The organism is Comamonas trifloxystrobinivorans, assembly GCF_043359985.1.
Classification (GTDB): Bacteria; Pseudomonadota; Gammaproteobacteria; order Burkholderiales; family Burkholderiaceae_C; genus Comamonas; species Comamonas trifloxystrobinivorans.
Window position 1 is genome coordinate 1 of sequence record NZ_JBHZGV010000004.1, and the last position, 22589, is coordinate 22589.

Annotated in this window: 16 protein-coding genes; 12 read left to right on the forward strand and 4 right to left on the reverse strand. The window is 59.2% G+C overall.

Annotated features, from left to right (window positions below):
• Positions 1-86 precede the first annotated feature (86 nt).
• Positions 87-353, forward strand: coding sequence for a TIR domain-containing protein (locus ACFIQF_RS04865; RefSeq protein ID WP_393940700.1), 267 nt, complete (start codon positions 87-89; stop codon positions 351-353).
• Positions 354-854: 501 nt separating this feature from the next.
• Here the strand turns inward: ACFIQF_RS04865 and ACFIQF_RS04870 are convergent.
• The 3 genes from ACFIQF_RS04870 to ACFIQF_RS04880 are packed head-to-tail and all read right to left on the reverse strand — an operon-like array spanning position 855 to position 4278.
• Positions 855-2714, reverse strand: coding sequence for an AAA family ATPase (locus tag ACFIQF_RS04870; protein ID WP_393940702.1), 1860 nt, complete (start codon positions 2712-2714; stop codon positions 855-857).
• A complete protein-coding gene (locus ACFIQF_RS04875; protein ID WP_393940703.1) occupies positions 2699-3217 on the reverse strand; it encodes an ABC-three component system middle component 2 in 519 nt (172 codons plus the stop codon). The genes ACFIQF_RS04870 and ACFIQF_RS04875 overlap by 16 nt, the downstream gene beginning before the upstream one ends.
• The gene (locus ACFIQF_RS04880) at positions 3205-4278 is read right to left on the reverse strand and encodes an ABC-three component system protein (protein ID WP_393940705.1); all 1074 of its coding nucleotides are present in this window, start codon (positions 4276-4278) and stop codon (positions 3205-3207) included. Before ACFIQF_RS04880 ends, ACFIQF_RS04875 begins: the two co-directional genes overlap by 13 nt.
• Before the next feature lie 468 nt (positions 4279-4746).
• Here ACFIQF_RS04880 and ACFIQF_RS04885 point away from each other — a divergent pair, with 468 nt between their 5' ends.
• Together ACFIQF_RS04885 and ACFIQF_RS04890 are read left to right on the forward strand one after the other, a co-directional pair.
• The gene (locus ACFIQF_RS04885; RefSeq protein WP_393940706.1) at positions 4747-5574 is read left to right on the forward strand and encodes an NYN domain-containing protein; all 828 of its coding nucleotides are present in this window, start codon (positions 4747-4749) and stop codon (positions 5572-5574) included.
• A 27-nt stretch (positions 5575-5601) separates the two neighbouring features.
• Entirely contained in the window at positions 5602-6546 is a 945-nt protein-coding gene (locus ACFIQF_RS04890; RefSeq protein ID WP_393940707.1) for a hypothetical protein, read from the forward strand.
• Positions 6547-6580: 34 nt separating this feature from the next.
• On the opposite strand, the gene ACFIQF_RS04895 is transcribed toward ACFIQF_RS04890, so the two are convergent.
• Positions 6581-7513, reverse strand: a complete 933-nt coding sequence (locus ACFIQF_RS04895; RefSeq protein ID WP_393940708.1) for a LysR family transcriptional regulator — start codon at positions 7511-7513, stop codon at positions 6581-6583.
• A gap of 294 nt (positions 7514-7807) precedes the next feature.
• Between ACFIQF_RS04895 and ACFIQF_RS04900 the strand changes: the two genes are divergently transcribed.
• The 9 genes from ACFIQF_RS04900 to ACFIQF_RS04940 all read left to right on the forward strand — a co-directional run bounded on the left by ACFIQF_RS04900 (position 7808) and on the right by ACFIQF_RS04940 (position 22578).
• Positions 7808-8743 carry a Bug family tripartite tricarboxylate transporter substrate binding protein gene (locus tag ACFIQF_RS04900; RefSeq protein ID WP_393940709.1) on the forward strand — a complete coding sequence of 312 codons (936 nt, stop codon included), beginning with the start codon at positions 7808-7810 and terminating at the stop codon, positions 8741-8743.
• Positions 8744-8843: 100 nt separating this feature from the next.
• Positions 8844-12161: an acetyl-CoA carboxylase family protein gene (locus ACFIQF_RS04905; RefSeq protein ID WP_393940711.1), complete on the forward strand. Its 3318-nt coding sequence runs from the start codon at positions 8844-8846 to the stop codon at positions 12159-12161.
• Between the two features lie 9 nt (positions 12162-12170).
• On the forward strand, positions 12171-14642 hold the full coding sequence (locus ACFIQF_RS04910; protein WP_393940712.1) for a CaiB/BaiF CoA-transferase family protein: 2472 nt from the start codon (positions 12171-12173) through the stop codon (positions 14640-14642).
• Positions 14643-14675: 33 nt separating this feature from the next.
• Positions 14676-15683, forward strand: a complete 1008-nt coding sequence (locus ACFIQF_RS04915) for a Bug family tripartite tricarboxylate transporter substrate binding protein (protein WP_393940714.1) — start codon at positions 14676-14678, stop codon at positions 15681-15683.
• 162 nt (positions 15684-15845) lie between these two features.
• Complete coding sequence (locus ACFIQF_RS04920; RefSeq protein WP_393940715.1) at positions 15846-16142, forward strand: YciI family protein; 297 nt, start codon at positions 15846-15848, stop codon at positions 16140-16142.
• Between the two features lie 212 nt (positions 16143-16354).
• Positions 16355-17800: an MFS transporter gene (locus ACFIQF_RS04925; RefSeq protein ID WP_393940717.1), complete on the forward strand. Its 1446-nt coding sequence runs from the start codon at positions 16355-16357 to the stop codon at positions 17798-17800.
• Between the two features lie 22 nt (positions 17801-17822).
• Positions 17823-19364 (forward strand): FGGY family carbohydrate kinase, encoded by a 1542-nt coding sequence (locus ACFIQF_RS04930; protein ID WP_393940719.1) that lies wholly within the window; start codon positions 17823-17825, stop codon positions 19362-19364.
• Entirely contained in the window at positions 19361-21043 is a 1683-nt protein-coding gene (locus tag ACFIQF_RS04935; RefSeq protein WP_393940721.1) for a glycerol-3-phosphate dehydrogenase/oxidase, read from the forward strand. Before ACFIQF_RS04930 ends, ACFIQF_RS04935 begins: the two co-directional genes overlap by 4 nt.
• Positions 21037-22578 carry an FAD-binding oxidoreductase gene (locus ACFIQF_RS04940; protein ID WP_393940723.1) on the forward strand — a complete coding sequence of 514 codons (1542 nt, stop codon included), beginning with the start codon at positions 21037-21039 and terminating at the stop codon, positions 22576-22578. The genes ACFIQF_RS04935 and ACFIQF_RS04940 overlap by 7 nt, the downstream gene beginning before the upstream one ends.
• Positions 22579-22589 lie beyond the last annotated feature (11 nt).

Genomic DNA, 22589 nt, shown 5'->3' on the forward strand with positions numbered 1-22589 from the left:
CTCAGACGGCAGCCGTGGCATAGCCACGGCTGGGGTTTGGGGGAGCTTGGCCTGAAATCGATTTATGCAACAACGCCTACCTGAAGGTGAATGAAGGAATTGAGAATGCAAATGTCGGAGTTTTCATTCTCACAGAAAATTTCTTTGACGGTTCCAGTGGATGGCCACTTACAGAGTTTTCAACCTTCTTCATGGAACTCATGAAGAATAACAAAAAGGTGCTAATGGTCAATGCTGGTATCGCCCCAGAGAAAATTCACTCAATGATGAAGGCATATCGCTACCTAGACTGGAATGATGGGAAAGGACTTCCAGAAATTGCAAACGCCATTAAACGAAAACTTGGTGTCTAGGGTGCGCCCGCAAAGAGCCAAAGGCCCATGAAAGGCGCGGGCGAAACGAATTTTTGAGTCCACCGTCGGCTCCAAATTACCATTCGCCGCTTCAGCTGTCCAGCGAACTCATTGCGCAGAAATTCAAAATCGAGTTTTCAGACCCTCCCGAGCCTTTTATTTGATGAGGCACGCAGTCTAACGACGGCACGCCCCTCAATTCAACTTTAGGCCGAATGCACTCATTTTTTCCGAAAATGAACACAAATTAATGTTCCACCTGTTTCGTGAAGCTGATGGGCAACCGGTCGTCCAGAGCATGACTTATCGCCCGCTGCGCGTAAGCATTGAGGACTGCCTATTCTCGTAGTCACCGGCAGCTTCTGGCTGCGGATTATCGATTCGCCGAAACTGTTGCCAGAAAAGGTCGGGTAACCTTGAGACAACGCCGCGGGTTGAACCTCACCAAGGAGTGCTACCAAGCGCGCCCTATCATTAGACGTAGACGGAAATGGAGCCTCCTCAGCCCTCAGCCACGTCAAGGCCGTCACCCTCAATCGGTGTAGGCAGTTGGGACGGTCCAACTTCGCGATGAGGATAGAAGCCAGGCCGACCCATGCCAGGTTTCTTCGTAAACTGAATTGGCTTCAGCTTATTAGCAGTCGCTGCGGAGATTCGCTCATTCTCCAGCACGATGATTTGGCCGAGACCTGAAAAATCTGCTAGCCACTCGTAGAATTTGTCGGTGACAGTTGCAACTGGAACACTATGCGTTTCATCTGAATCAGGGTCCGCATAGGCTTTCAACGGCGAGTCAAGGACAACTACACCGAGATGAGGATGGCCCTTCTTAAGTGCGTGTTCCATGAGCGCAATGACAAGCGCGGACAAGTACAGGGCGCGTAGCCCCGCGCCGAAGCTCAATCGCGTACGGTCATTGAGGACTAGGTCGCATACTTCTGCGTCGAGTGCAATATTTTCGATGTCATTGAACCCCCACAACTTCAAGTAGCTCAGTGCGGTATCCGCGACAGAACGCCCTGAGGCGCCGCCATCGCGATTCACCTGAATCTTCGGGCGCAGCTTCTGCTTCTTGAGCCGTTCAATCTCGACACGAAGGCGCTCCATCTCATCAAAGATGGCAAGCTGAGCAGACAGTTCCGTGCGGCGGATTGCCATTTGTTTGGGGTCGGCGGAAAATTCAATGCGTGTGCTCTGCATCGCCTGGGTTTCACGATTCTGCAGCGTATTCAACACATTGCCCAGTTGGTCCACATCGATTTGCCAAGACTGCAAGCGCCGACGCTCTCCCTCCAAAGCCGTCAACAGACCGGTGCGAAGTCCTCGAATCTTGCTCGCCTCCGCATTGATGGCCGCCTTGTATCGCGCGGCTGCCTCAGGCTTAACCTCCTGTGCTTCCGTCTGAGCATTCGTTGGTGTTCTGCAAAGCGGGCACGGCACGGCGGGAAGCTCTTCGAAGAACGCTACGCCCTCATTGGCCGCACCAAGCCGTTCCAAGTCGTTCGAATACTTCTGCTCCAACAACTCAAATCGACTAACCATGGATTGAGCGTGATTCCGGCCGTTTGTGGCACGTGCCAACTGCTGCGAGGCCTCTACAATTTCGCGACGCACCGCACGCAGTTTGGCAGCCCTTTGGTCATACTGCGACGACATCGCCACTAGGACCTCGTCGACACGTTCGAGCGCATTTGCAACGTCGTCTCGCTTGGCATCCTTCGAAAGCCCCGCCTGTACGCGCGTCAACGCGTCCTCCGCAGACGACAGCTGCCCCTTGATTCGCTCGACTTCGGACGTTTTCTTTCGCAACTCGACCTTCGAGTCATCAACGCCGGTAAGAAATAAGTTGAACGAAGCAGTTCTTTTTGTGACTGCGAATCCCTCGCCGCTGGTTGGATTCTCGCTCAAGATAGCTGTTTGCGACCAAAGAGCCCAATGACGAATATCGTCGCCAGTCACTGCACCACGGTCGCTTAACGAACGGATAATTTGCTTGCCAATGGCGCCACTGAGCTTCACCAACAGTTCACTGAGGTCGTCCTCAAGTGGTTCAAAGGCCAATTCCTCTTCATTGCCCTTAGCTCTGCAGTACACCTTCGGCTGCCCACCAATTAATGCCCGACGGACTTGGTACTCAATGTCATCGCTTTCAAAATGCAGTTGCAGCTCTTGATAGCCTGCCGAGAGAGGGAAGGTTTTGGGGAGTTTGTCTCCACCAAGCAAGAACCAAAGGCAATCACGGATGTATGACTTTCCTGTATCGCTCGGCCCACGGATGAGCGTCCGCTTCTTGCCGAAGTCGAGTACTGCATCCTCCCTATCCGGACCAGTGGACTTGAGACGCTTTAAGACAATTGCCACGAAACCTCCAAACCTGTTGCCACTGTCTCGAGTTCAGCGCCCCAGAGGTGACCGCTCTCCGCAAACTGCTTAGTTAACTTCGCGGAATCCGCGCTCCCGAAATGCTCAGCGACCCAGTTACATCGCATCTCCAGCTTTCGTAGGTATTTCGAGGTAAGAGAAGATGTCATCGCCCTTGAGAACTCGCCAGCGTGATATGTGATGCCGTCTTCATCCCACGAGGCTGATACAAGGCCTCGAGTACTCATCAGGTAGAGACCCTGCTCGATGAGCTCTCGGCGACTCAGCAGCTCAGCCCCGCGAAATGGCACTGGGGTATGCAAGCTACTAGGCCCATCCAAATCGGCTGAGTAAACGATGGCGTAGTCCAAGAGAACGAGCTTTTGTATATCGGCACCTCTTGGCCCCAGCGACTGCAGCAGGTAAACCATACGAATGCCCAACTCAAATGGTGAATTGAATACAGGAAGGATACGACGTTTGGCCGGCTTCATTTGACCCATTTCAGCTTTCCCTGGTTAGCCAATTGATGACAAGTCCCAGGAAGGTCCCCCGGGCGCAGCCGAGGCGACAGGACGCTATCGTTAACTTTGAGCCCCGCAACCGCAGACAGACTCGCGTCAAGGCGCTCTTCTCCGGACTTGTGCTTAAAACTATTAACGCTCGGGCGAACGCCAACTAGCACCATTTCAAGCAAGGCGTTGAATTCCTCTTCGCCATAGAGGTCTCGACTGAATATCTTCAACCCCTCTGCGCAATAGAAGAGAGCACGATGTACCTGCAAGTGCTCCTCGTAAAGCTGCGCTCTAAGTACATCGTCAAGAGTCATCGGCTGCCCAGCATGCTCCTCATAGAGACGCCGCAGCTCTTCGACGTAAATCTGCTCTGCTGCTGTCGGAAGGGAAGGAGCAGAAGGGTCGTCGCCGCGTTCCGCCTCGATGCCAAAGAGTTCGAAGTGCCGTGCTCGGTTGACGGCATGCCACGCCAGAAGGTCACGCAACTGACATTCAACAATGGTTGAGAAGTCGTAGGCACCAATGAGGCTTCTTACCGCTGGCGTCAACTCTGCACTGCGCCCCTGCAAGCCAGACTTGCCCGCGATCCAGTCGTCAAAGAAGCGCTGCTTGAACTCCGCTGGCTTGCTGAGGAGGTTATGCAAATCATTTCCAACGCCTAGCGGTGCACAAAGGAGGTATTGGCGCGGTGCAGGGTAGGTGCCTGCCACAAGCTGAAGGAAAAACTTGGCCAGCTCCGGGAAGAACTCCGAGGGCCTGATGCCTGCGTTGTAGTGCTTCGCTTGGTAAAGGTCCCACTGGCCGGCTGTCAGCGTCGGAACAAGTCGGGCCTCAACGTCGCGACCACCGTCGCCAGCGCCACCAAGCTGTTTCACAACAGCGTACGAGCCCCCATTTGATAGTTTGCGCTGCCTACATGCTTCTTCAATGAACTTCTCCCACTGGTCTGGGGAAAAATGAAGAACAAGCGAAGACGGGGGCACCGTCCCACGCTTCACTTCAAAGCGATTCTTCCGCGGCTTGCGCGGCACAGATGCTGACGTCGCCATTGCCTTGGAGGCCTCGCTTATGGGCGCTTGCACTCCACCTCCCCCTTTCAAGCCCTGGCGCTCGAGCGGCCAAGTACGTGGAGTTTACCTACATCGGAGAGGCACAACCTCTTCGACGTCTCTGCTGCGACAAATCGGCACGGAATCCTAAGTCACCCGTGAGTTGTGAGTGGGAATCACCGAGCACCCGTATAGCAGTCACTGGCGACTGCCATCTAGCAGCCTAATGCGCCACGTCTAGATTGCTCCAGTGCACATAGTCATCTACTAGACATGCTTATTACACAGCATCATTCAAGGGCTTGCCTGCGTTTTCCCCCAGGAGCCAAGCGTTTGGCAAGCGCAAAAATAGCTGCTTTGAGGCTATGCAATAGGCAATCATCGTCAGTAGTGAAAAACTTCAGCATTCGGATTTGACTCTCTACAATCCCTTGGTATCGATAAAACCAATGAGGAGCTTGGACTGGCATGGTGTCACCCCGTTTAATCGCAAAAATTGAATCGGAAGAGCCAACGATGCGGCTTGCTGTGCTTATTGACGCAGACAACGCGCAGGCAGCCGTGATTGAAGGATTGCTGGCAGAGGTTGCCCGCTTTGGCGAAGCCACGGTGAGAAGAATTTATGGCGACTTCACCTCCCCCACAAGCGCCTCTTGGAAGAAAGTTCTCCAAAAACACGCTATCAAGCCAATTCAACAATTTGCGTACACGACAGGTAAAAATGCCACCGACAGCACGCTCATCATTGATGCTATGGACCTGCTCTATACCCGCAAATTTGATGGATTTTGCCTGGTAACCAGCGATAGCGATTTCACAGGTCTCGCCACTCGCATTCGTGAAGAAGGACTGACGGTGTTAGGGTTTGGCGAGCAAAAAACACCAGAAGCTTTCCGTAGTGCTTGTCATAAATTTGTCTTTACAGAAGTGCTTCGGCCTACCCATGCTGCTCCCGCCTTGGCAGCAGAAGTGAAGGTGCAGCCCCTAGTTACGGCTGCACCTACTTCTCCTGCCATCACAAAGCCAGCTTCAGCGACACCTGTTCCTGCTGTTCAACCGTTCCCCAGACAATTCGTGTTGCAGGCACTGGAACAGTCCAGCGACGACTCGGGCTGGGCGCATCTCGGTACTTTTGGTGGCTATCTGACCAAACTACAGCCAGACTTTGACTCCCGCATCTACGGATTCAAGAAACTATCTGATCTGGTCCGAGCGAAGACAGAGATCTTTGAGACCAAAGAAGTCGTGCCTGCGGGCCAAACACAATCTGTTCTGTACATAAAAGCAAAGAGCTAGTAGTGCGCAACCGGTTCGGTTGCTTGGATGATTGCCCCAACTCATGCTGCAGCAACCAGCTGCTGCTTTAAACAAGCATCAATCACCGTCATGAATATTCTCTCATTCGCTGTTGTACACAAGCTGGTCGCAGAAGATAGCGTCTTGTCGATTGCTGTTTCACCTTTGGTCAATGGACGGAGCGTGTCGAAGCTTGGCGAGTTTGATGTCAGCACCGTAGTGGCGATGGGTGCCTTCGAGCTGGAAGAAATGGATTTATTTACATGCAGTTGCGGCACAGCTGCCTGTGCGGGAATTTTCGAATCTTGCGCAATCCAGTTGACGAAAAACTCGGTGTGTTGGCTTTTGCCGGCCGAAACGTTTGGGGAATCTATTGGTGAAGCCTTTGAGCGCAAAGGCAATTACTTTTGCATAGAATTCAGCAGAGCACACTACGAAGAGACCTTGACGTCTCTTCGCCAAAATTTGGTGACTCTGGCACTGGAGAAACAACTTCCCGTTCTCATCGGACCAGTTTGGTTGAATCCCAAAAAGGATGCTTGGCCGTGCGACCAAGTGGAACAGCAACTGGAAGCCAGCAGAGTTGAGTACACCGAGCGGTTAGCTCGCTACAAAGTCTATGTCAACCTCTGGGGAGCGCTGCTCAATAAACGTGTCCGGATTGAGCTTCCTAGCCAGTACGCGATTGCTGTTTCTCTGCCAAACCTTTGCCAACTGGTCGTAGATGCTGAAGAGAAGACAAGTGGAAAGGAGAAAGCTGTCCTCGAAGCAGAGGTTGTGGCAAAAATGCACGAGGGGGACGAGCAAATCCTTGCTCTGGCTCGTACATTTTCTTGGAGCGAAATCATGCTCATGGCTCACGGTACACCGAACGACCTGCCCGACGGAGAAAGCGACGAGATATTTTCGATGCTCCTGGATCGCACGACTTGGCCCGACGGCTTTAAGTTGTCGGTAGAAGCAGAGCGGTAAGCATCAATAGCTACTCAGTCGCTGCATAGCGCAATCAATCCCCCATCAACCACTCCACCCCCCAAGGCGCAAAGCTCGCCACAAAGGGCTCCAGCATGGTCAGGAGTTCGGCGCGCAGGACGTTGATGACGTGCTGGTCTTTGGCGATGACGGGGCTGCAGATTTTGATGGTGCGGCGCAGGGTGGGCGAGACGATGGGGGCGGCTACCAGCTTGCCTTCCAGCAAGAGTGGGCGTATCGGCATGACGGGCAAGATGGTGTAGCCCACGCCGCTCTCTACCAGCTGCATGACGATGGAGGTGCTGTCCGATTCGGCCACCAAGTTCAGATCGGCGCCGATGATGGTGCAGGCCTGATCGATCACGTTGCGCAGGCTACGTGCCTCGGGTATCACCAATGGTAGTTTGGCCGCATCGGCCAAAGTCCAGGGTTGCGAGGCTTGCAAGCCAGAGCATGGCAGGCCCACCACGTACAAAGGTTCTCTGTAAACAGGCGCGGTATGCAATAAGGCGGATTGCAGGTAATCGCCCATCAGGCAGATATCGATCTTGCCGCGTTCCAATCCTTCTTGCAGAACGTCGGTAAAGCCGGTCAGCAAACGCACCTTCAAATCCGGGTATTGCTTGCGCAGCGATGTCACGATGGTGCCCGACAGTGCAGCGCCCAAGCCAGGCAGCATGCCTATCGAGACCGATCCCATCAGGTTTTCTGCAGCCGCACCAATCTCCGCTTTGGCTTGGTACAAGCCTTGCAGCGACACCCGCACCTGGTCTACAAAGCGGCGGCCCGGCTCGGTCAATAACATGCCGGAGCGGTTGCGTTCAAACAGGCTTGTGCCCAGCTCGTCTTCCAACTGTTTGAGTTGCCGCGACAGTGCTGGCTGCACCACGTGCAGCAACTCGGCGGCTCGCGTCAAGCTGCCTGTTTCTGCGATGGCCAAGATGGTTCGCAGTTGTCGAATTTCCATAACCGCTCCTGTGCACGGCAGCTATGCCCAACCGCTATAGCTACTCTAGAAAAATGTGATTTGTCTCGCAAAACCTGGCGGCCTACTATGGACCAACAACAGCTTGTGCGGTGCGATTTGGCTCAGTTCTTGTAGCGCCTCAATGTCGCACCAACTTGCCACAAGCCGCTGTACCGCTACGCAAATAACAACGTGCCGGTGGTGAGAAGAATACATATTCAGGAGACAAACATGCAGCAAAGGCAGCGGCGTGTCCGCCGATTCATATCGCTCTCTCCTGCCTGGTTAGTTGCCATGGCATGGCTGGCACCCATGCCCTCCATGGCGGCTGCCTGGCCCGATGAGAAACCCATCAACATCATCGTGCCTTTTGCTCCCGGTGGCTTTACCGATTTGGCGGCCAGGCGGCTGGCCAACAGCATGGGTACGGCATTGAAGGCTACGGTCGTCGTGCAGAACAAGGTCGGCGCCAGCGGTCAAATTGGCACGGCCTATGTTGCACGCGAAAAGCCCGATGGCTATACGCTCCTGGTCAGTGCAACCCAGCACGTGATCTACCCGGCCATACAAAGCAAGCTACCTTACAACCCGCGTAAGGATTTTTCCGAAATCGCCATTCTTGGCTATGCCCCCAATCTGCTCTTGGTGCTAGCCAAGTCTCCGGCTCGCAACTTGCAAGAGTTCGTCGAGCTTGCAGCGCAGCAAGAGGGCGGCATGGCCTTTGGCTCCAGCGGCATAGGAGGCTCAGCCCACATGTCGGGCGAGCTGTTCAAGCTGACGGCAGGCGTCAACCTGCGTCATGTGCCTTACAAAAGCGCGTCACCGGCCTTGGCAGACCTGATCGGCTCGCAAATCCCGTCGGTGTTTCAAGATGCCACCTCGGCAGCTGCTTTTATCCGCAGTGGCGAGCTGCGGGCGCTGGCCGTCACATCCCAAGAGCGGCTGCCGTCGCTGCCCGACGTGCCCACCATTGCCGAGTCGGGCTACCCCAGCTACGAATCGCAAGCCTGGGTGGGCTTGTTCGGGCCGGCCGGCATGTCGCCAGCCATTGTCGACCGGCTCAGTCGCCTGGTGCTCGACAGCAATGCGGAGGCCGCCAACGCCAAATGGCTTTACGACAACAACGCCATCCCTGCCAATCTGACGCCAACGCAGATGACCGCCTTCGTTCATGCCGAGCTGGACAAGTGGCAGCAAGTGGTCAGCAAGGCCCAGATTACCGCGCAGTAAAGCCGGGCCAGGCGTAGCCCTGAGCGCTCAACAAGGCACGCCAGCTACTCAAGCGCCAGCGCCATGCTGCCGGCGCCCACCGACAACCCCGAGGATCACCATGAAGAAGATACTGGTCGCCAATCGCGGCGAAATTGCTATTCGCGTTATTCGCGCTGCTCGCGATTTGGGCATCAGCAGTGTTGCCGTTTTCTCCAGCGATGACGCCCATTCGCGCCACCGCGTTCTGGCAGATGAGGCTGTTGCTTTGGCCAACGCCGGGCCGGCAGCGTATATAGATATCGCGGCCATCATCGCCGCCGCGCAGAGCACGCAGTGCGACGCTATTCACCCCGGTTACGGCTTTCTCAGCGAGCGCGCAGATTTTGCCCAGGCCTGCCAAGAGGCCGGCATCTGCTTTATCGGGCCCAGCAGCGCGCAACTGGCACTGTTTGGCGACAAGGGTTCTGCCTTGGTGTTGGCACGTGAATGCGGCGTTCCAGTCATGCCCGCCACAGCAGGCGGCGCCAGCCTGGAAGAAGTTCAGGCTTTTTTCCAAGCCCAAGGTGGCGCCGGCATTGTGATCAAAGCCGTTGGCGGCGGCGGCGGCCGGGGCATGCGGGTGGTCAAGAACCAGGCCGAGATCCCCGAGCTGTACGCCCGCTGCCGCTCCGAAGCTTTGTCCGCTTTTGGTCTGGACACCGTGTACGCCGAGCGGCTGGTGAACCGGGCACGCCATATCGAAGTACAGATTGTGGGCGACGGCCAGCAGGTGGTAGCCTTGGGCGAGCGCGATTGCACGTTGCAACGCCGCTTTCAGAAAGTGGTGGAGATTGCGCCCAGCCCGGTGCTGCGGCCCGAACTGCGCGCAGAGATTTTGCAAGCCGCGCAAAAGCTGGCGGCCCAGGTGCGCTACCAAAGCCTGGGCACTTTTGAATTTTTGGTGGAAGAAGAGGAAGACGGCACGCAAAGCCGCTTTGTCTTTATCGAAGCCAATCCGCGCCTGCAGGTAGAGCACACCATTACCGAGCAGGTGACCGGCCTGGATTTGGTGGCGCTGCAAATACAGCTGGCCAGTGGCAGAAACCTGGCAGCGCTGGGCATCAACCCGCAAGATCCGCCGCGCAGCCAGGGTTACGCCATCCAGGTGCGGGTGACCGCAGAGTCCACCGATGCCCAAGGCATGGCCCGCCCGGCCCACGGCAGTTTGCAGCGCTTTGACCCGCCTTCAGGCCCCGATGTGCGCGTGGATACGCATGCCTACAGCGGCTACGCGCCGGCGCCAGCTTTCGATACGCTGCTGGCCAAACTCATCGTCTCCAGCCCGGAGGCCAACTTTGCCAGCGTGGTGCAAAGGCTGCGCCGCAGCCTGGCGGAGTTCCGCATTGTTGGCATCCCTAGCAACCTGCACTTGCTGCAAGCGCTCATCAACCGGGATGATTTCGCGCAGCAGAAGAACCACACGCGCTATTTCGAATCGATCCTGCCAGAGCTCTTGGCCGAAGCCGATGTGCTGGCCCAGCAGCAAGCACAAAAGGCCGAGCTGATTGAAGGCCCCGGCCAGCAAACAGCCAACACGCCTCAGGCCGCGCCTGCCCTGCGGCAAACACTGCCAGCAGGCCAGTTGGGCAGCTACGCACCTTTGAGCGGGCGCGTGGTGGAGATTGCAGTGGCGGTGGGCGACACCGTACACAAGGGCCAATCAGTGGCTGTGATTGAGGCGATGAAGATGGAGCATTCCATCGCCGCCGACAGCCACGGCCGCGTGCTCGAAATCCGCGCCCGCGCTGGCGAGCAAGCCGCAGAAGGCGATATTTTGCTGGTGCTCGCTGCCGAAAGCGGCCATGGAACGGCTGAGGTGGCGGAGCAGGCTGTCGACCTGAACACCATTCGCCCCGATCTGCAAGCCGTGCTGGACAGGCACGCGGTGCTGTACGACGCAGCCCGGCCAGATGCGGTGGCCAAACGCCGCTCACGCGGCCAGCGCACCGCCCGCGAGAACCTGGCAGATTTGTGCGACGCAGACTCGTTTGTCGAATACGGCGCCCTGGTAACTGCCGCCCAAGCCAGCCGCCGCAGCAAAGACGACCTGATCGCCAATACGCCGGCAGACGGCATCGTCACCGGCGTGGGCAATGTCAACGGCGCGGAGTTCGGCTACGAGAAATCGCTCACCGCCGTGATGGCCTACGACGCCACTGTTTTGGCGGGCACCCAAGGCAAGCGCAGCCACATCAAAACCGACCGCCTGGTGGAGCGCGCGCAGCGCGACGAGCTGCCCTTCATCATGTTTGCCGAAGGCGGCGGTGGGCGCCCGGGTGATGTGGATTTTCCGTTTGTCTCCGGTCTGTACCAGCCCTCGTTCGCTGCCCTGGCAGAGCTGAGCGGCGAGGTACCGCTGCTGGGCATTGTGTCGGGCCGCTGCTTTGCCGGCAACGCCGCCTTTTTGGGCGTGTGCGACGTGATCATTGCCGACAAAAGCGCCAATATCGGCATGGCCGGCCCGGCCATGATTGAAGGCGGCGGGCTGGGCATCTTCCAGCCCGAAGAAGTGGGCCCGGCGCCGGTGCAGTACAGCAACGGCGTGATCGACATTCTGGTGGAGAACGAGGCCGAGGCGGTGCAGGCGGCCAAACACTATCTGTCCATGTTCCAAGGCAGGGTGCGTGACTGGTCTGCACCCAACCCGCTGGCTCTGCGCCATGTGGTGCCAGAGAACCGCCTGCGCGTGTACGACAGCCGCAAAGTGATTGAAGGCATTGCCGACACCGGCTCGGTGCTGATGCTGCGCGCCGGCTTTGGCCACGGCATCCACACCGCGCTTGCCCGCATCGAAGGCCAGCCGGTGGGCATCATGGCCAACAACCCTTTCCACTTGGGCGGCGCTATAGATGCAGCAGCGGGCGACAAAGCGGCGCGCTTCATGAACCTGTGCGATGTGCATGGCCTGCCGATCATCTCGCTCATAGACACACCCGGTTTCATGGTGGGCCCGGACGAAGAAGCCAAGGCCCAGGTGCGCCACGTATCGCGCATGTTTGTCACTGCGGCCAAGCTGCGTGTTGCCATCTTGGCCATAACACTGCGCAAAGGCTATGGCCTGGGTGCCATGGCCATGGCCGGCGGCGGCTTTCGTACCACCAGCTGCACGGTCTCCTGGCCCACCGGAGAGTTTGGCGCGATGGGCCTCGAAGGCTCGATTCAGCTGGGCTTCAAAAAAGAGCTGGAGGGCGTGCCCGAAGGCCCGGAGCGCAAGGCGCTGTACGACCAATTGGTGGCCCGCGCCTACGAACGCGGCCACGCCATCAACGTGGCATCCGCCACCGAGATTGATGCGGTGATCGACCCGGCTGAAACCCGCACCTGGATCCGCCAAGGCATTGCCACGGCCAGCATGCGCGCCAGCCGTGCTCGCCGCTCCTTTGTCGACACCTGGTAAGGAGCAGCCATGCCCAACAACAGCTCTGCACAAAAACCACTCGCCCTGACCGGCATCCGGGTGCTAGAGATCGGCACCGGCCCGGCACTGGCCTACGCCGGCAAATTGCTTGCCGACTTTGGTGCCGAAGTCATCAAGCTGGAAGACGAAGCAGGCGATGCACTCCGCCACTTTCCGCCCTTGCTGGAGACAAGCGAGGCAGAAACGCAAAGCGCGTTGAACGCCTGGTTGAACACCAACAAGCGCAGCGTTACCCTGCACCCCTCCAGCCCGCAAGAAAGTGAATGGCTGACCGGCTTGGCCAGAAGCTGCGACGTAGTGCTGGACGCCCGCGCCTTGAAGCAAGGCCTTGCCGCTTTGAAGCAAGCCGTATTTGCAAACACTGACGACCAGCTGGCGCCCATTGAGGTTTGCCTGACCTGGTTTGGCGAAGACGGGCCGTATGCCAATTACGTGGGCTCTGAAGCGGTATGCCGCGCCATGGCTGGTGCCGTGTTTGGCAGCGGCGCGGCCGAAGGGCCACCGCATATGCCGCACGATTTGCAAACCGGCATTGTGGCGGGCATAGCCGCTTTCTCCTGCGCCCTGGCGGCCTTGCTGGGCCAGGCCGACGGCAGCCGGCGTTATGTGATCAGCATCCACGAAACCGCGTTCTCGGTGGTGGAGATGGAAGCCGGCATGGTGCAAGACCAGCGCCACCCGCTGGCACGGCTGGGCGTGAACCGCTTTTGCAATACGCACCCGGGCGGCATCTACCGCAGCAAAGACGGCTGGATTGGCATCTTCGCCCACACCTTGCCGCAATGGGCGGCCTTGTGCCAAGCCATTGGCTTGCCGCAATACGCCAGCGATGCCCGTTTTGAGAGCGGGCCACTGCGCATGCAACACGCCGACGAAATAGACGGCTTTCTGCAACCCGCCTTGCTTGGCAAGACCGCGCAAGAATGGTTCGAAGTACTGACGCAAGCCAAGTTTCCCGCTGTGCTGGTGCCCACGATGGCAGAGCTGCTGCAGCAACAAGTGCACCGCGAGCGTGGCACGTTTGTGCCGGTACGCACCAGCACCGCCCAGTTCGAAGGCATTGCTGCGCCTTACCCGTTGGGCGATGCCGGCCCGCTGGCGGGCGGCTCGGTGCCAGCCAAAGGCGCGGACGATGCGTACTACCGCAGCGCTGCAGCACTGAGCGCAAGCAAAGCGCTACCCAAAGCTGCCAAAGGTTTGGCGCCGCTGCGAAAAATCCGCGTCATCGACCTCAGCATGGGCTGGGCCGGGCCATTGGCAGCGCGCACGCTGGCCGACCTGGGCGCCGAAGTCATCAAGGTGGAAGGCACACAGTACCCGGATTGGTGGCGCGGCATCCACTACACCGAAGCGTTTTACCGCGATCGCCTGTACGAGAAAAACTCCAACTTCGCCTGGCTCAACCGCAACAAGCTCGGCATCACGCTCGACCTGACCCGGCCCGAAGGGCGCAGCCTGCTGCTGGAGCTGGTGCGCGGCGCCGACATCGTGGTAGAGAACTACTCCACCGAGGTGCTGCCCAAGCTGGGCCTGGATTACGCCGCCCTGTCTGCCGTGAACGAGCGCCTGGTAATGCTCTCGATGCCGGCCTTTGGCGCAGGCAATGCCTGGAGCGAAGTGCGCGCCTATGGCGGCACCTTGGAGCAAGCCAGCGGCTTGCCGCACCACACGGGGTTTGCGCACAACCCGCCATCGCTCACCTCGTACGCTTACGGCGACCCAATTGGCGGCTGGAACGGCGGTGCTGCGGCGCTACTCGCGCTGCTGGTGCAGGCGCGCACCGGCAAAGGCCGCCACGTCAACCTGTCGCAGGTGGAAGCCATGTTGCCCATGGTTTCGCCCTTCCTCGTTGAGCAATCGCTGCTGGGCCAAACCAGCCCCAGGGCCGGTAACCAGCACCCGGTGCACACGCCGCACAACATCTACCCTTGCGCGGGGCAAGATACCTGGCTGGTCATCAGCGTCAGCCAGCCAGAGCAATGGCAAGCCTTGCTACAGGTGATGCAACTGCCAGCACTCAGCAGCGATGCATCGCTCAACGAACCTGCTGCCCGCATGCAGCGCCGCGCAGAAATTGACGCGGCCATTACCAGTTGGACCCAGCAACACAAGGCCGCCGAGGCCATGCGCATGCTGCAAGCGGCAGGCGTGAGCGCGGGGGTGGTGAAACCCATCTGGGCGGTGTTGGAAGACCCGCATTTTTTGAGCACCGGCTTTTTTCAGCCCGTGCAGCGCGAATACCTGGGCCGCTACCTGAGCAGCACGCCCTGGTTCCGCGAGCACGGACAAGCCGCGCCCTTGCGCCATTTACCGCCCACGCTCGGCCAACACAGTGCAGAAATTTTCGAGCGCGTACTGAGCCTGTCTGCAGAGCAGATTGCCACGCTCAAGCGCAACGGCATCAGCGGCACCGAAGCACGCATGAAAAAAACCGGCCCGGCCAACGCAGCCCAGGGCTGAACCCCACCTTTACCCAAGACGAGGAGACAAGCCATGAACCACCACCCATCGCGCCGCGATTTTCTGCTGGCCTCGGCCAGCGTTGCCGGGGCTTCCGCGCTGACACTGGCACCTGCAGCGGCCCATGCCCAGGGCAGCAAGTGGCCCACCAAGATGATCCGCATTGTGGTGCCCTTTACCGCAGGCTCCATCACCGACAACGCGGCCCGCTTGCTGGCCGACGGGCTGACCAAAACCTTGGGGCAGACAGTGATTGTGGACAACAAGGGCGGCGCCAATGGCTCCATCGGCGTGGCCGAAGTGGCACGTGCTACACCCGATGGCTACACGCTGCTGGCCACCAACAGCAGCAGCATCGTCATCAACCCCTCGGTATACAAAAACTCACCCTACCAATCGAAAGACCTGACGCCCATTACCGTTTTGCTGGATGCGGCTTTCGTGCTGAACGTACACCCGGGTTGGGCGCAGAAGAACAACATCAACACCGTGCAAGATCTGGTGGACTACGCCAAGCGCAAACCAGGCGAGCTGAACTACGGATCGACCGGTGTTGGCAATATTGCGCACCTGGCCATGATGATGCTCAGCAATACCGCCCACTTCGAAGCCAACCACGTACCCTATAAATCAGGCGCACAAGCGAGCATGGGCGTGTTGGCCGGTGAGCTGGATGCGGTTTTCGACACCTTGGTCAGCGTGCCGCAAATACAGGGAGGCAAACTCAAAGCCTTGGCTGTCACCACGCCCGAGCGCATTGCGCAATTGCCCGATGTACCCACCATGGCCGAGTCCGGCTACCCCGGCATCAACTCCACCTTCTGGCTCGGCTTTCTGGCCCCGCCCGGCCTGCCGCAAGCCTTAGTAGACCAACTCTACGCCGCCACCAAAACCGCCATGACCGCCCCCGCCGTACTCACCGCCCTGAGCGCCCAAGGCGCCGTCACCCTGCCCACCCCCCAAGAGTTTGCCGCCCGCATCAGCAAAGAAAGCGCCTCCTACGCCGAGGTGGTGAAACGGGAGAAGATTGTGTTGGAGTGAGTGCTGGTGTACGAGGTATTGGCAGTGCAGAGACTAGGGCTCGCATGTACTTTGCACTGCAGTACACCCAAACGCCCAAGCTAGGGGCTGTCAACTCCGCATCAGCAAACCGCTGCCCGGGTGCGCTACGCTCAGCGCATTTCAACCACGGAGCACCATGCCATGCCTTACATCATCGAAACCTTCGACAAACCCGACAGCCTGCCGCTGCGCAAAGAACACCGCAACGAGCACCTGCAGTTTCTCGACGACAACAAAGCGCTGCTGATTGCCTGCGGCGCCAAGCTCAATGACGACGGCAGCGACCAAGGCGGCGGCCTCTACATCGTCGATCTGGACACCCGCGAAGCAGCGCAAGCCTTCATCGAAAAAGACCCATTTTTCAAAGTCGGCCTGTTCGCCAACGTCAAGATCACCCGTTGGCGCAAAGCTTATGTGGACGGGGTTTGCAAGCTTTAAGCCATTGACACAACGGCTCAGCGCAGCACCTTTCTGGCGTCGCACCTTGGCGACAGCAAAAGAGCCGCTTACTGGTTTGTCCTGAGTCACACCCCAAACCGGCGCCCTACAATGGGCGCATACAGGTTCAGATTTGAAGACCATCTGTGAGATGGCTTCGTCGCGCCTATAGGGTTTGTATCCGCCTCTCGCAGTACACAAAGGAGGCAATGATGCAAACCAGCGCTATCAAGATTCGCGGTGTCCAGGATGTCATATCCTTTATTGACGGATGCCAGGGTATCAAAGGCCGAGCGGGCGTGATCTGGTGGCTCGCACTAGGTGGCCTTTTTCTCGATGCTTTCTCCAACTCAGCACTCAGCGTAGGCCTCGGGCCGATGACACGCGATCAGCAGTTGACCGCTGCTGAAGTGGCGTGGATGACATCGCTCGCTTCGTGGGTCTCTATCGCCTTCAACCCCATTGGCGGCTGGATGGCCGACCGCTGGGGCCGCATGCGCCCTCTCATCATTGCCAAGGGGCTGGCCGTGGTGGGCGCGCTGCTGGTAACTTTTGCGCCTGATTACTCCACCATTCTCTTTGGCCGCTTTTTTGTCGGTGCCGCTTACGGTATTGATTTCGCCATTGCCATGGCGGTGTTGGCCGAGTTCACTCCCGCCAAGTTGAAGAGCCGGCTCAACGTTTGGCAGGGCATGTGGTACATGGCCGTCTGTACCAATCTGGTGCTGGCTTTGTGGTTCAACTCCTGGGGCGTTGGCGATTCGCTGTGGCGCTACTCGGTAGCAGCAACCGCCGTCTTTGGTTGCCTCATCTTGGTTCTGCAGCTGTCGCTGCTGGTGGAGAGCCCCACCTGGCTGGCACGCAAAGAGCGCATTGAAGACGCGGCCCGAGCCATGACACGCATTTACGGTCAGCCGTTTGTAGCTGCTCCCGTAGCGGAAAGGCTCCCGGTACTCAACCTGGCCAAGCGTGGTTTGGCCAATGTTCTGCTGATTTTCCGTGGCATTTACCTGCCTCGCACCATCTTGGCTGCCACCGTGCAAATTGGCCAATCCATCCAGTACTTTGCCGTGGGCTGGTACCTGCCATTGATCAGCGCATCGCTGTTCGGCAAGGATTTCCGCGAAGCCACGCTGGGTGCGCTGGTCTTCAATATCTTCGGCATCATCGGCGGCTTTTTGTCACCCACCATCGGCCGCGTTCTCGGCCTGCGCCGTGCATCGGCATTCGGCTTTGCCCTGGTGTTTCTGATGCTGCTGATACTGGGCCTGTTCAACGGCAAGATGCCTGTCTGGGCGGCTGTGGCGGTGCCTTCGCTGTTCATTCTCTTCCACTCGGGCGGCCCGGGCGCCAATGGCAAGAGCCTGTCGACCTTATCGTTCCGCAGCGAGCTGCGCGCCGGTGCCAATGGCGTTATTGGTGCACTGGGCGCCATGGGTGCGGCACTTGGTTTGCTGGTCTTCCCGCTGTTCCGCCAGCAGTATGGGCTGGAGACCACGTTCCTGATCCTGTCCGTGGTTCCATTGGTGGCCAGCATCATCTGCTTCACCATCAAGTGGGATCCAACCCGCAGCTCAATCAACCCGGACAACGAACCCGATGCGCCGCAGTTCGAGGAAGACGCCATCAAGGCGGTACCGGCCCGCCAAGCCAGCTGATAGAAAAACGAGGAAAGAGGCAATGGTCCATAACGAAGTTATTCTGGCTATAGACGAAGGCACTTCGGGTACGCGTGCGGCCTTGGTCGCCCGCGATGGTTTGGTGTCCGAGCAGAACTATATTCCGCTCGATGTCAGCTGCCCGCGGCCTGGCGTGGTAGAGCAAGATGCCGATGTGCTGCTGGAGAAGACGCTGCAGGTCTGCCGCAAGACCATCGAAAGCGCCCGAGCAGCAGGCCAACACATTGTGGCCATGGCCATTGCCAACCAGCGTTGCTCGGCCGTCTTGTGGGATACCAGTACCGGAAAATCGCTGGCGCCGGTGATGGTGTGGCAAGACTCCAGACACCGCGATGAGATTGCCTTGCTCTCCCCGCGCTGGGATGCAACGCTGGTGCAATACGCCGGCAGGCCGGCCGGTGTGCGCTCGCCGTACCTGTGGGCCAAGCACAAGATCCAGGAGGTACCCGAGATTGCCGAGGCATTGCGCCAAAAACGCCTGGCCTTTGGCACCATCGACACCTGGCTGCTCTGGCATCTGTCGCAAAACCGCGAACTGGTGACCACCCCTACCAATGTGACTTCGGGCAACGCCTACGTGTTGCAAGAGCACCGCTACCTCAGCGATTGGCTGGAGGCGTTGGAGTTTCCGCAGCAGTTGCTGCCCCAGCTGAGAGAGGACGCCGATGACTTTGGGCGGACCCGCGCTGACTTGCTGGGCATCGAGGTGCCCATTCTCGCCTGCGCTGGCGACCAGCACGCTGCCGCCATTGGCTTGGGTTGCCTGGAGCGCGGGCAAGCCATGTGTGTGCACGGCACAGGCAGCTTTGTGGATGTGCTGACCGGCACCCGGTTGGCGGCCCATGATGCGGCGCACGAGAGCTCGCTCACCATGACGGCTCGGCGCACCGGCGGTGTGTCTCACTTCGCCATCGAAACCTATGTGCCCACCACCGGTTCGGCGCTGAACTGGATTTGCGAGAAGCTGGAATGGTTCAGCGACCCCAAGCAGATCAGCGAACTGGCCAGCCGGGCCACGACTTCGCCCGATCTGCTGTTTGTACCGGGGCTCACCGGCCTGCGCATTCCAGCCATGGAGCCAGCCGCCCGAGCCTCGGTGTTGGGCATCTCCATGGCCACCAGCAAAGCCGAACTGGCCAAGGCGATTTTGGAAGGCATTGCGCACGCAGTGACCTCTTGCATGGAAGCCAACCAGCAGGCATCGCACACCCAAGTGGCCGAGCTTTTGGTAGGTGGCGGTTTGGCCGGCAGCGATACCTTGCTGCAAATACAGGCCGACCTGATGGGCATGCCGGTGCGCCGTCTGGCCGAAACCGACAAGGCCAGTTTGCGCGGCATAGCCTTCCTGGCGGGCAGCTCTGGCTTGCTCTGGGATTCGCTGGAGCAGGCCTGTGCCACCTTGAAAACCGACGCCGTCTTTGAGCCCCGCATGGCCGCAGGCGAGCGTGAGCAACGGCGTGCCATTTGGCACGCCCGCGTAGCAGACGAATTGGCACACGCACGCCAGTACACCCGTAAGGAACAAACGGAGAAAGCAGCATGATAGGTTGGCCAACAAACCTATATGGCAAAGACAGCGCGCAGCTGACCTTGACCGAGCCCCTGAAAATTGCCAGAGCAGAGCAGCTCACCCGCCTGGGCGACGAGCACTTCGATCTGCTGGTGATCGGCGGTGGCATCACCGGCTCTTACGTGGCTTTGGACGCCAGCTTGCGCGGCTACCGGGTGGCGCTGATCGAGAAGGATGATTTTGCTTCTGGCACCTCGTCCAAGTCTTCCAAGATGGTGCACGGCGGCTTGCGCTATATCGAACAAGGCAATCTGGGCCTGGTGCGCCATTCGCTGCTGGAGCGGCAGCGCCTGCGCCGCAACGCCCGGCACCTGGTGCACCGCCTGCCCTTTCTGTTCCCGGTGATGGAGCGCGAAGGCGTGTTCGACAAAAAGCTGGCCAAGGCCTTTAACAGCCTGCTCTGGACTTATGACCTGGCCGGTGGTTGGCGCGAGGGCATCTTGCACCAGAAGCTGTCCAAGGCCGAGGTCTTGTCGCACTGCCCCACTTTCCGCGAAGACTATCTGATGGGCGGCTTCATGTACTTTGATGCCCGCGTGGACGATGCCCGCCTGACCTTGACCGTTGCGCGCACTGCCGCCTTCCACGGCGCGGCCATCGCCAACCATTGCAAAGCCAGCACCCTGACGCGCAACGAGCATGGCAAGGTGGATGGCGCCATGGTGCAGGCGGATGGCAAAGAAATCCGCATCAAAGCCCAAGCGGTGGTCATGGCCACCGGCGTGTGGCTGCGCGATTGGGATGGCCGCAAAGCCGGCCAGGAGCCACAGCTGCATGTGCGGCCCGCCAAGGGCGTGCACGTGGCCATTCCCTGGCTCAAGATCCGCAACGATTGCACCGTCACCATTCCAGTGCCTGGGCGCAGCAGGCGCGCCACCATTACCCGCTGGGGCAATGTCTCGTACCTGGGTACCACCGACGAGGATTACGAAGGCAGCCTGGACGATGTGCATTGCACGCGCAAGGAGCTTGATTTTCTGCTGGAAGGCGCCCGCTCCGCGCTCAAAACCGATCTCCAACCGGAAGACGTGGTGGGCAGCATCGCCGGTTGCCGGCCTTTGGTAGGCCCTGCAGGCGGCAAGACGGTAGAGATGAAGCGCAACCACGAAATTCACGTGGCCGCCGACGGCCTGGTCACCATTGTGGGCGGCAAGCTGACGACCTCACGCCACATGGCAGAGCAAACCGTGGACACGGTGGCCAAGCTGCTGGGCCGGCGCAAGAGCTGCTCCACCACTTCGGCCTTTTTGTTGGGCGCCGCTGGCTACGACGCGCAGGCCATTACCGCCACCGGCGGGCTTTCCGCACACCTGGGCGAGCGTTATGGCACCGAGGCCCGGTTTGTGAGCGACATCATGCAGGCCCAGCCTGCATCGCTGCAACCCATCGTCGCCGGCCTGCCTTATACCGAAGCGGAAGTGATCTACGCCGCTCGCCATGAAATGGCCAGAACCGTGGAAGACGTGTTGTCGCGGCGCATGCGAGCCCGCTTGATGGCCCGTGATGCCTCATCGCAAGCTGCCGCGCGGGTGGGAGAAATCTTGCAGACAGAGCTCGGCCTGAGCGAGTCTGAAGTCTTGGAGCAGGTGGCCGCTTACCGCCAGTCTGCAGAACGTGAAAAGTCGATTCTTATGGGAGATACGCAATGCTGAGCAAAGACGCAATCAAACGTGGCTACAACCGCCGCAACTACGTGGTTGGCGCCCACACTCCGCCAGGCTATGCAGCAAGCATCAGCAACTTCGATGGCCCTGCCGATCTGCAGCGCCAGCCGGTCGCCGTGAGCGAGGCGCAAATTGATGCGCTCAAAAAAGTAGCAGACAAGGTGGAAACCGCCCGCGAGGCTGTCATTGCCCGCACCCGCGACTGGTGGGCTCGCACCATGGTGGCCGAGACCTCGGGCCGCCCGGCCACGCCGGATGCGGTGATCGTGCACGCCTCGAAGGTAGAGCAAATCCAGGCGGTGATGCGCATCGCCCACGAGCACGCCATTCCAGTTACCGTGTCTGCGGGCCGCAGCAACGTCACCGGCGCAGCACTGCCGGTGCGCGGTGGCATTGTGTTAGACGTCTGCCAGCTCAACCAGCTGATCGATTTTGACGAAGCCAGCCAGATCGTGAACGTGGAAGCCGGCATGTTCGGCGATGTCTTTGAAGAAACCATCCAAGGCAAGTTCAAGATGACCATGGGCCACTGGCCTTCGTCCTTCGGCATCAGCACCGTGGGCGGCTGGGTGGCTTGCCGGGGCGCGGGCCAGCTCTCCACCCGTTACGGCAAGATCGAAGACATGGTCTACGGCATGGACGTGGTGCTGGCCGATGGCAGCCTGATCACCGTGGGCGGCTACCCGCGTGCGGCCGTGGGCTCCGATCTGCAGCAGCTCTTTATCGGCTCGGAAGGCACGCTGGGCATCATTGTTCGCGTTCGCTTCAAGCTGCACCGCCTGCCCGATTACGGCAAGGCCATCGCCTACGAGTTCAATACCTTTGCAGAAGGCCTGGAAGCCTGCCGCCAGATCATGCAGCAAGGCGCCAACCCGGCGGCTTTGCGTTTGTACGACGAGCTCGAAAGCGGCGTGCAGTTCAACCGCCCCACCACCAACGTCTTGATGATTGCCGATGAAGGCGCGCCCGAGATGGTGGACGCGGTGATGAGCATCTGCGAGCGCGTGTGCAAAGCAACCGGCACCGAGCTGGACGGCGCAGCCATTTTGGAGCGCTGGCTGGACACCCGCTACCTCACCGGCAAGAGCGCCGAAGGCTTTAAAAAGAGCCCCGGCTTTGTGGCCGACACCCTGGAAATGTCGGGCCGCTGGCGTGACCTGCCAGCCATCTACGACGAGGTGGTCAAGGCCATTGCTTCGGTACCAGGAACGCTGGCCGGCTCGGCGCACCAATCGCATGCTTATGTGGACGGCGCCTGCCTGTACTTCTCTTTGCGTGGCGAAGTGGAAGTGAGCAAGCGTGCCGAGTGGTACCGTGCCGCCTGGGATGCAGCGAATGCGATTTTGCTTAGATACAATGCGACGCTCAGCCACCACCATGGCGTCGGTCTGCTGCGCGCACCGTACATGGCGGAATCGCTGGGCACGGCATTCTCCTTGTTGCAAACCACCAAGAAGATGCTCGACCCCAAGAACTTGCTCAACCCCGGCAAGCTCGGCCTGTCTGACGACATCACGCCTTAACGGCAAGGACT

What these genes read in the sequence shown, in the direction of transcription:
- ACFIQF_RS04895 (WP_393940708.1), bottom strand. Translation starts at nt 7,513, where the DNA reads ATGGAAATTCGACAACTGCGAACCATCTTGGCCATCGCAGAAACAGGC.
- ACFIQF_RS04925 (WP_393940717.1), top strand. Translation starts at nt 16,355, where the DNA reads ATGCAAACCAGCGCTATCAAGATTCGCGGTGTCCAGGATGTCATATCC.
- ACFIQF_RS04875 (WP_393940703.1), bottom strand. Translation starts at nt 3,217, where the DNA reads ATGGGTCAAATGAAGCCGGCCAAACGTCGTATCCTTCCTGTATTCAAT.
- ACFIQF_RS04935 (WP_393940721.1), top strand. Translation starts at nt 19,361, where the DNA reads ATGATAGGTTGGCCAACAAACCTATATGGCAAAGACAGCGCGCAGCTG.
- ACFIQF_RS04915 (WP_393940714.1), top strand. Translation starts at nt 14,676, where the DNA reads ATGAACCACCACCCATCGCGCCGCGATTTTCTGCTGGCCTCGGCCAGC.
- ACFIQF_RS04910 (WP_393940712.1), top strand. Translation starts at nt 12,171, where the DNA reads ATGCCCAACAACAGCTCTGCACAAAAACCACTCGCCCTGACCGGCATC.
- ACFIQF_RS04890 (WP_393940707.1), top strand. Translation starts at nt 5,602, where the DNA reads ATGATTGCCCCAACTCATGCTGCAGCAACCAGCTGCTGCTTTAAACAA.
- ACFIQF_RS04885 (WP_393940706.1), top strand. Translation starts at nt 4,747, where the DNA reads ATGGTGTCACCCCGTTTAATCGCAAAAATTGAATCGGAAGAGCCAACG.
- ACFIQF_RS04940 (WP_393940723.1), top strand. Translation starts at nt 21,037, where the DNA reads ATGCTGAGCAAAGACGCAATCAAACGTGGCTACAACCGCCGCAACTAC.
- ACFIQF_RS04930 (WP_393940719.1), top strand. Translation starts at nt 17,823, where the DNA reads ATGGTCCATAACGAAGTTATTCTGGCTATAGACGAAGGCACTTCGGGT.
- ACFIQF_RS04905 (WP_393940711.1), top strand. Translation starts at nt 8,844, where the DNA reads ATGAAGAAGATACTGGTCGCCAATCGCGGCGAAATTGCTATTCGCGTT.
- ACFIQF_RS04900 (WP_393940709.1), top strand. Translation starts at nt 7,808, where the DNA reads ATGGCATGGCTGGCACCCATGCCCTCCATGGCGGCTGCCTGGCCCGAT.
- ACFIQF_RS04920 (WP_393940715.1), top strand. Translation starts at nt 15,846, where the DNA reads ATGCCTTACATCATCGAAACCTTCGACAAACCCGACAGCCTGCCGCTG.
- ACFIQF_RS04880 (WP_393940705.1), bottom strand. Translation starts at nt 4,278, where the DNA reads ATGGCGACGTCAGCATCTGTGCCGCGCAAGCCGCGGAAGAATCGCTTT.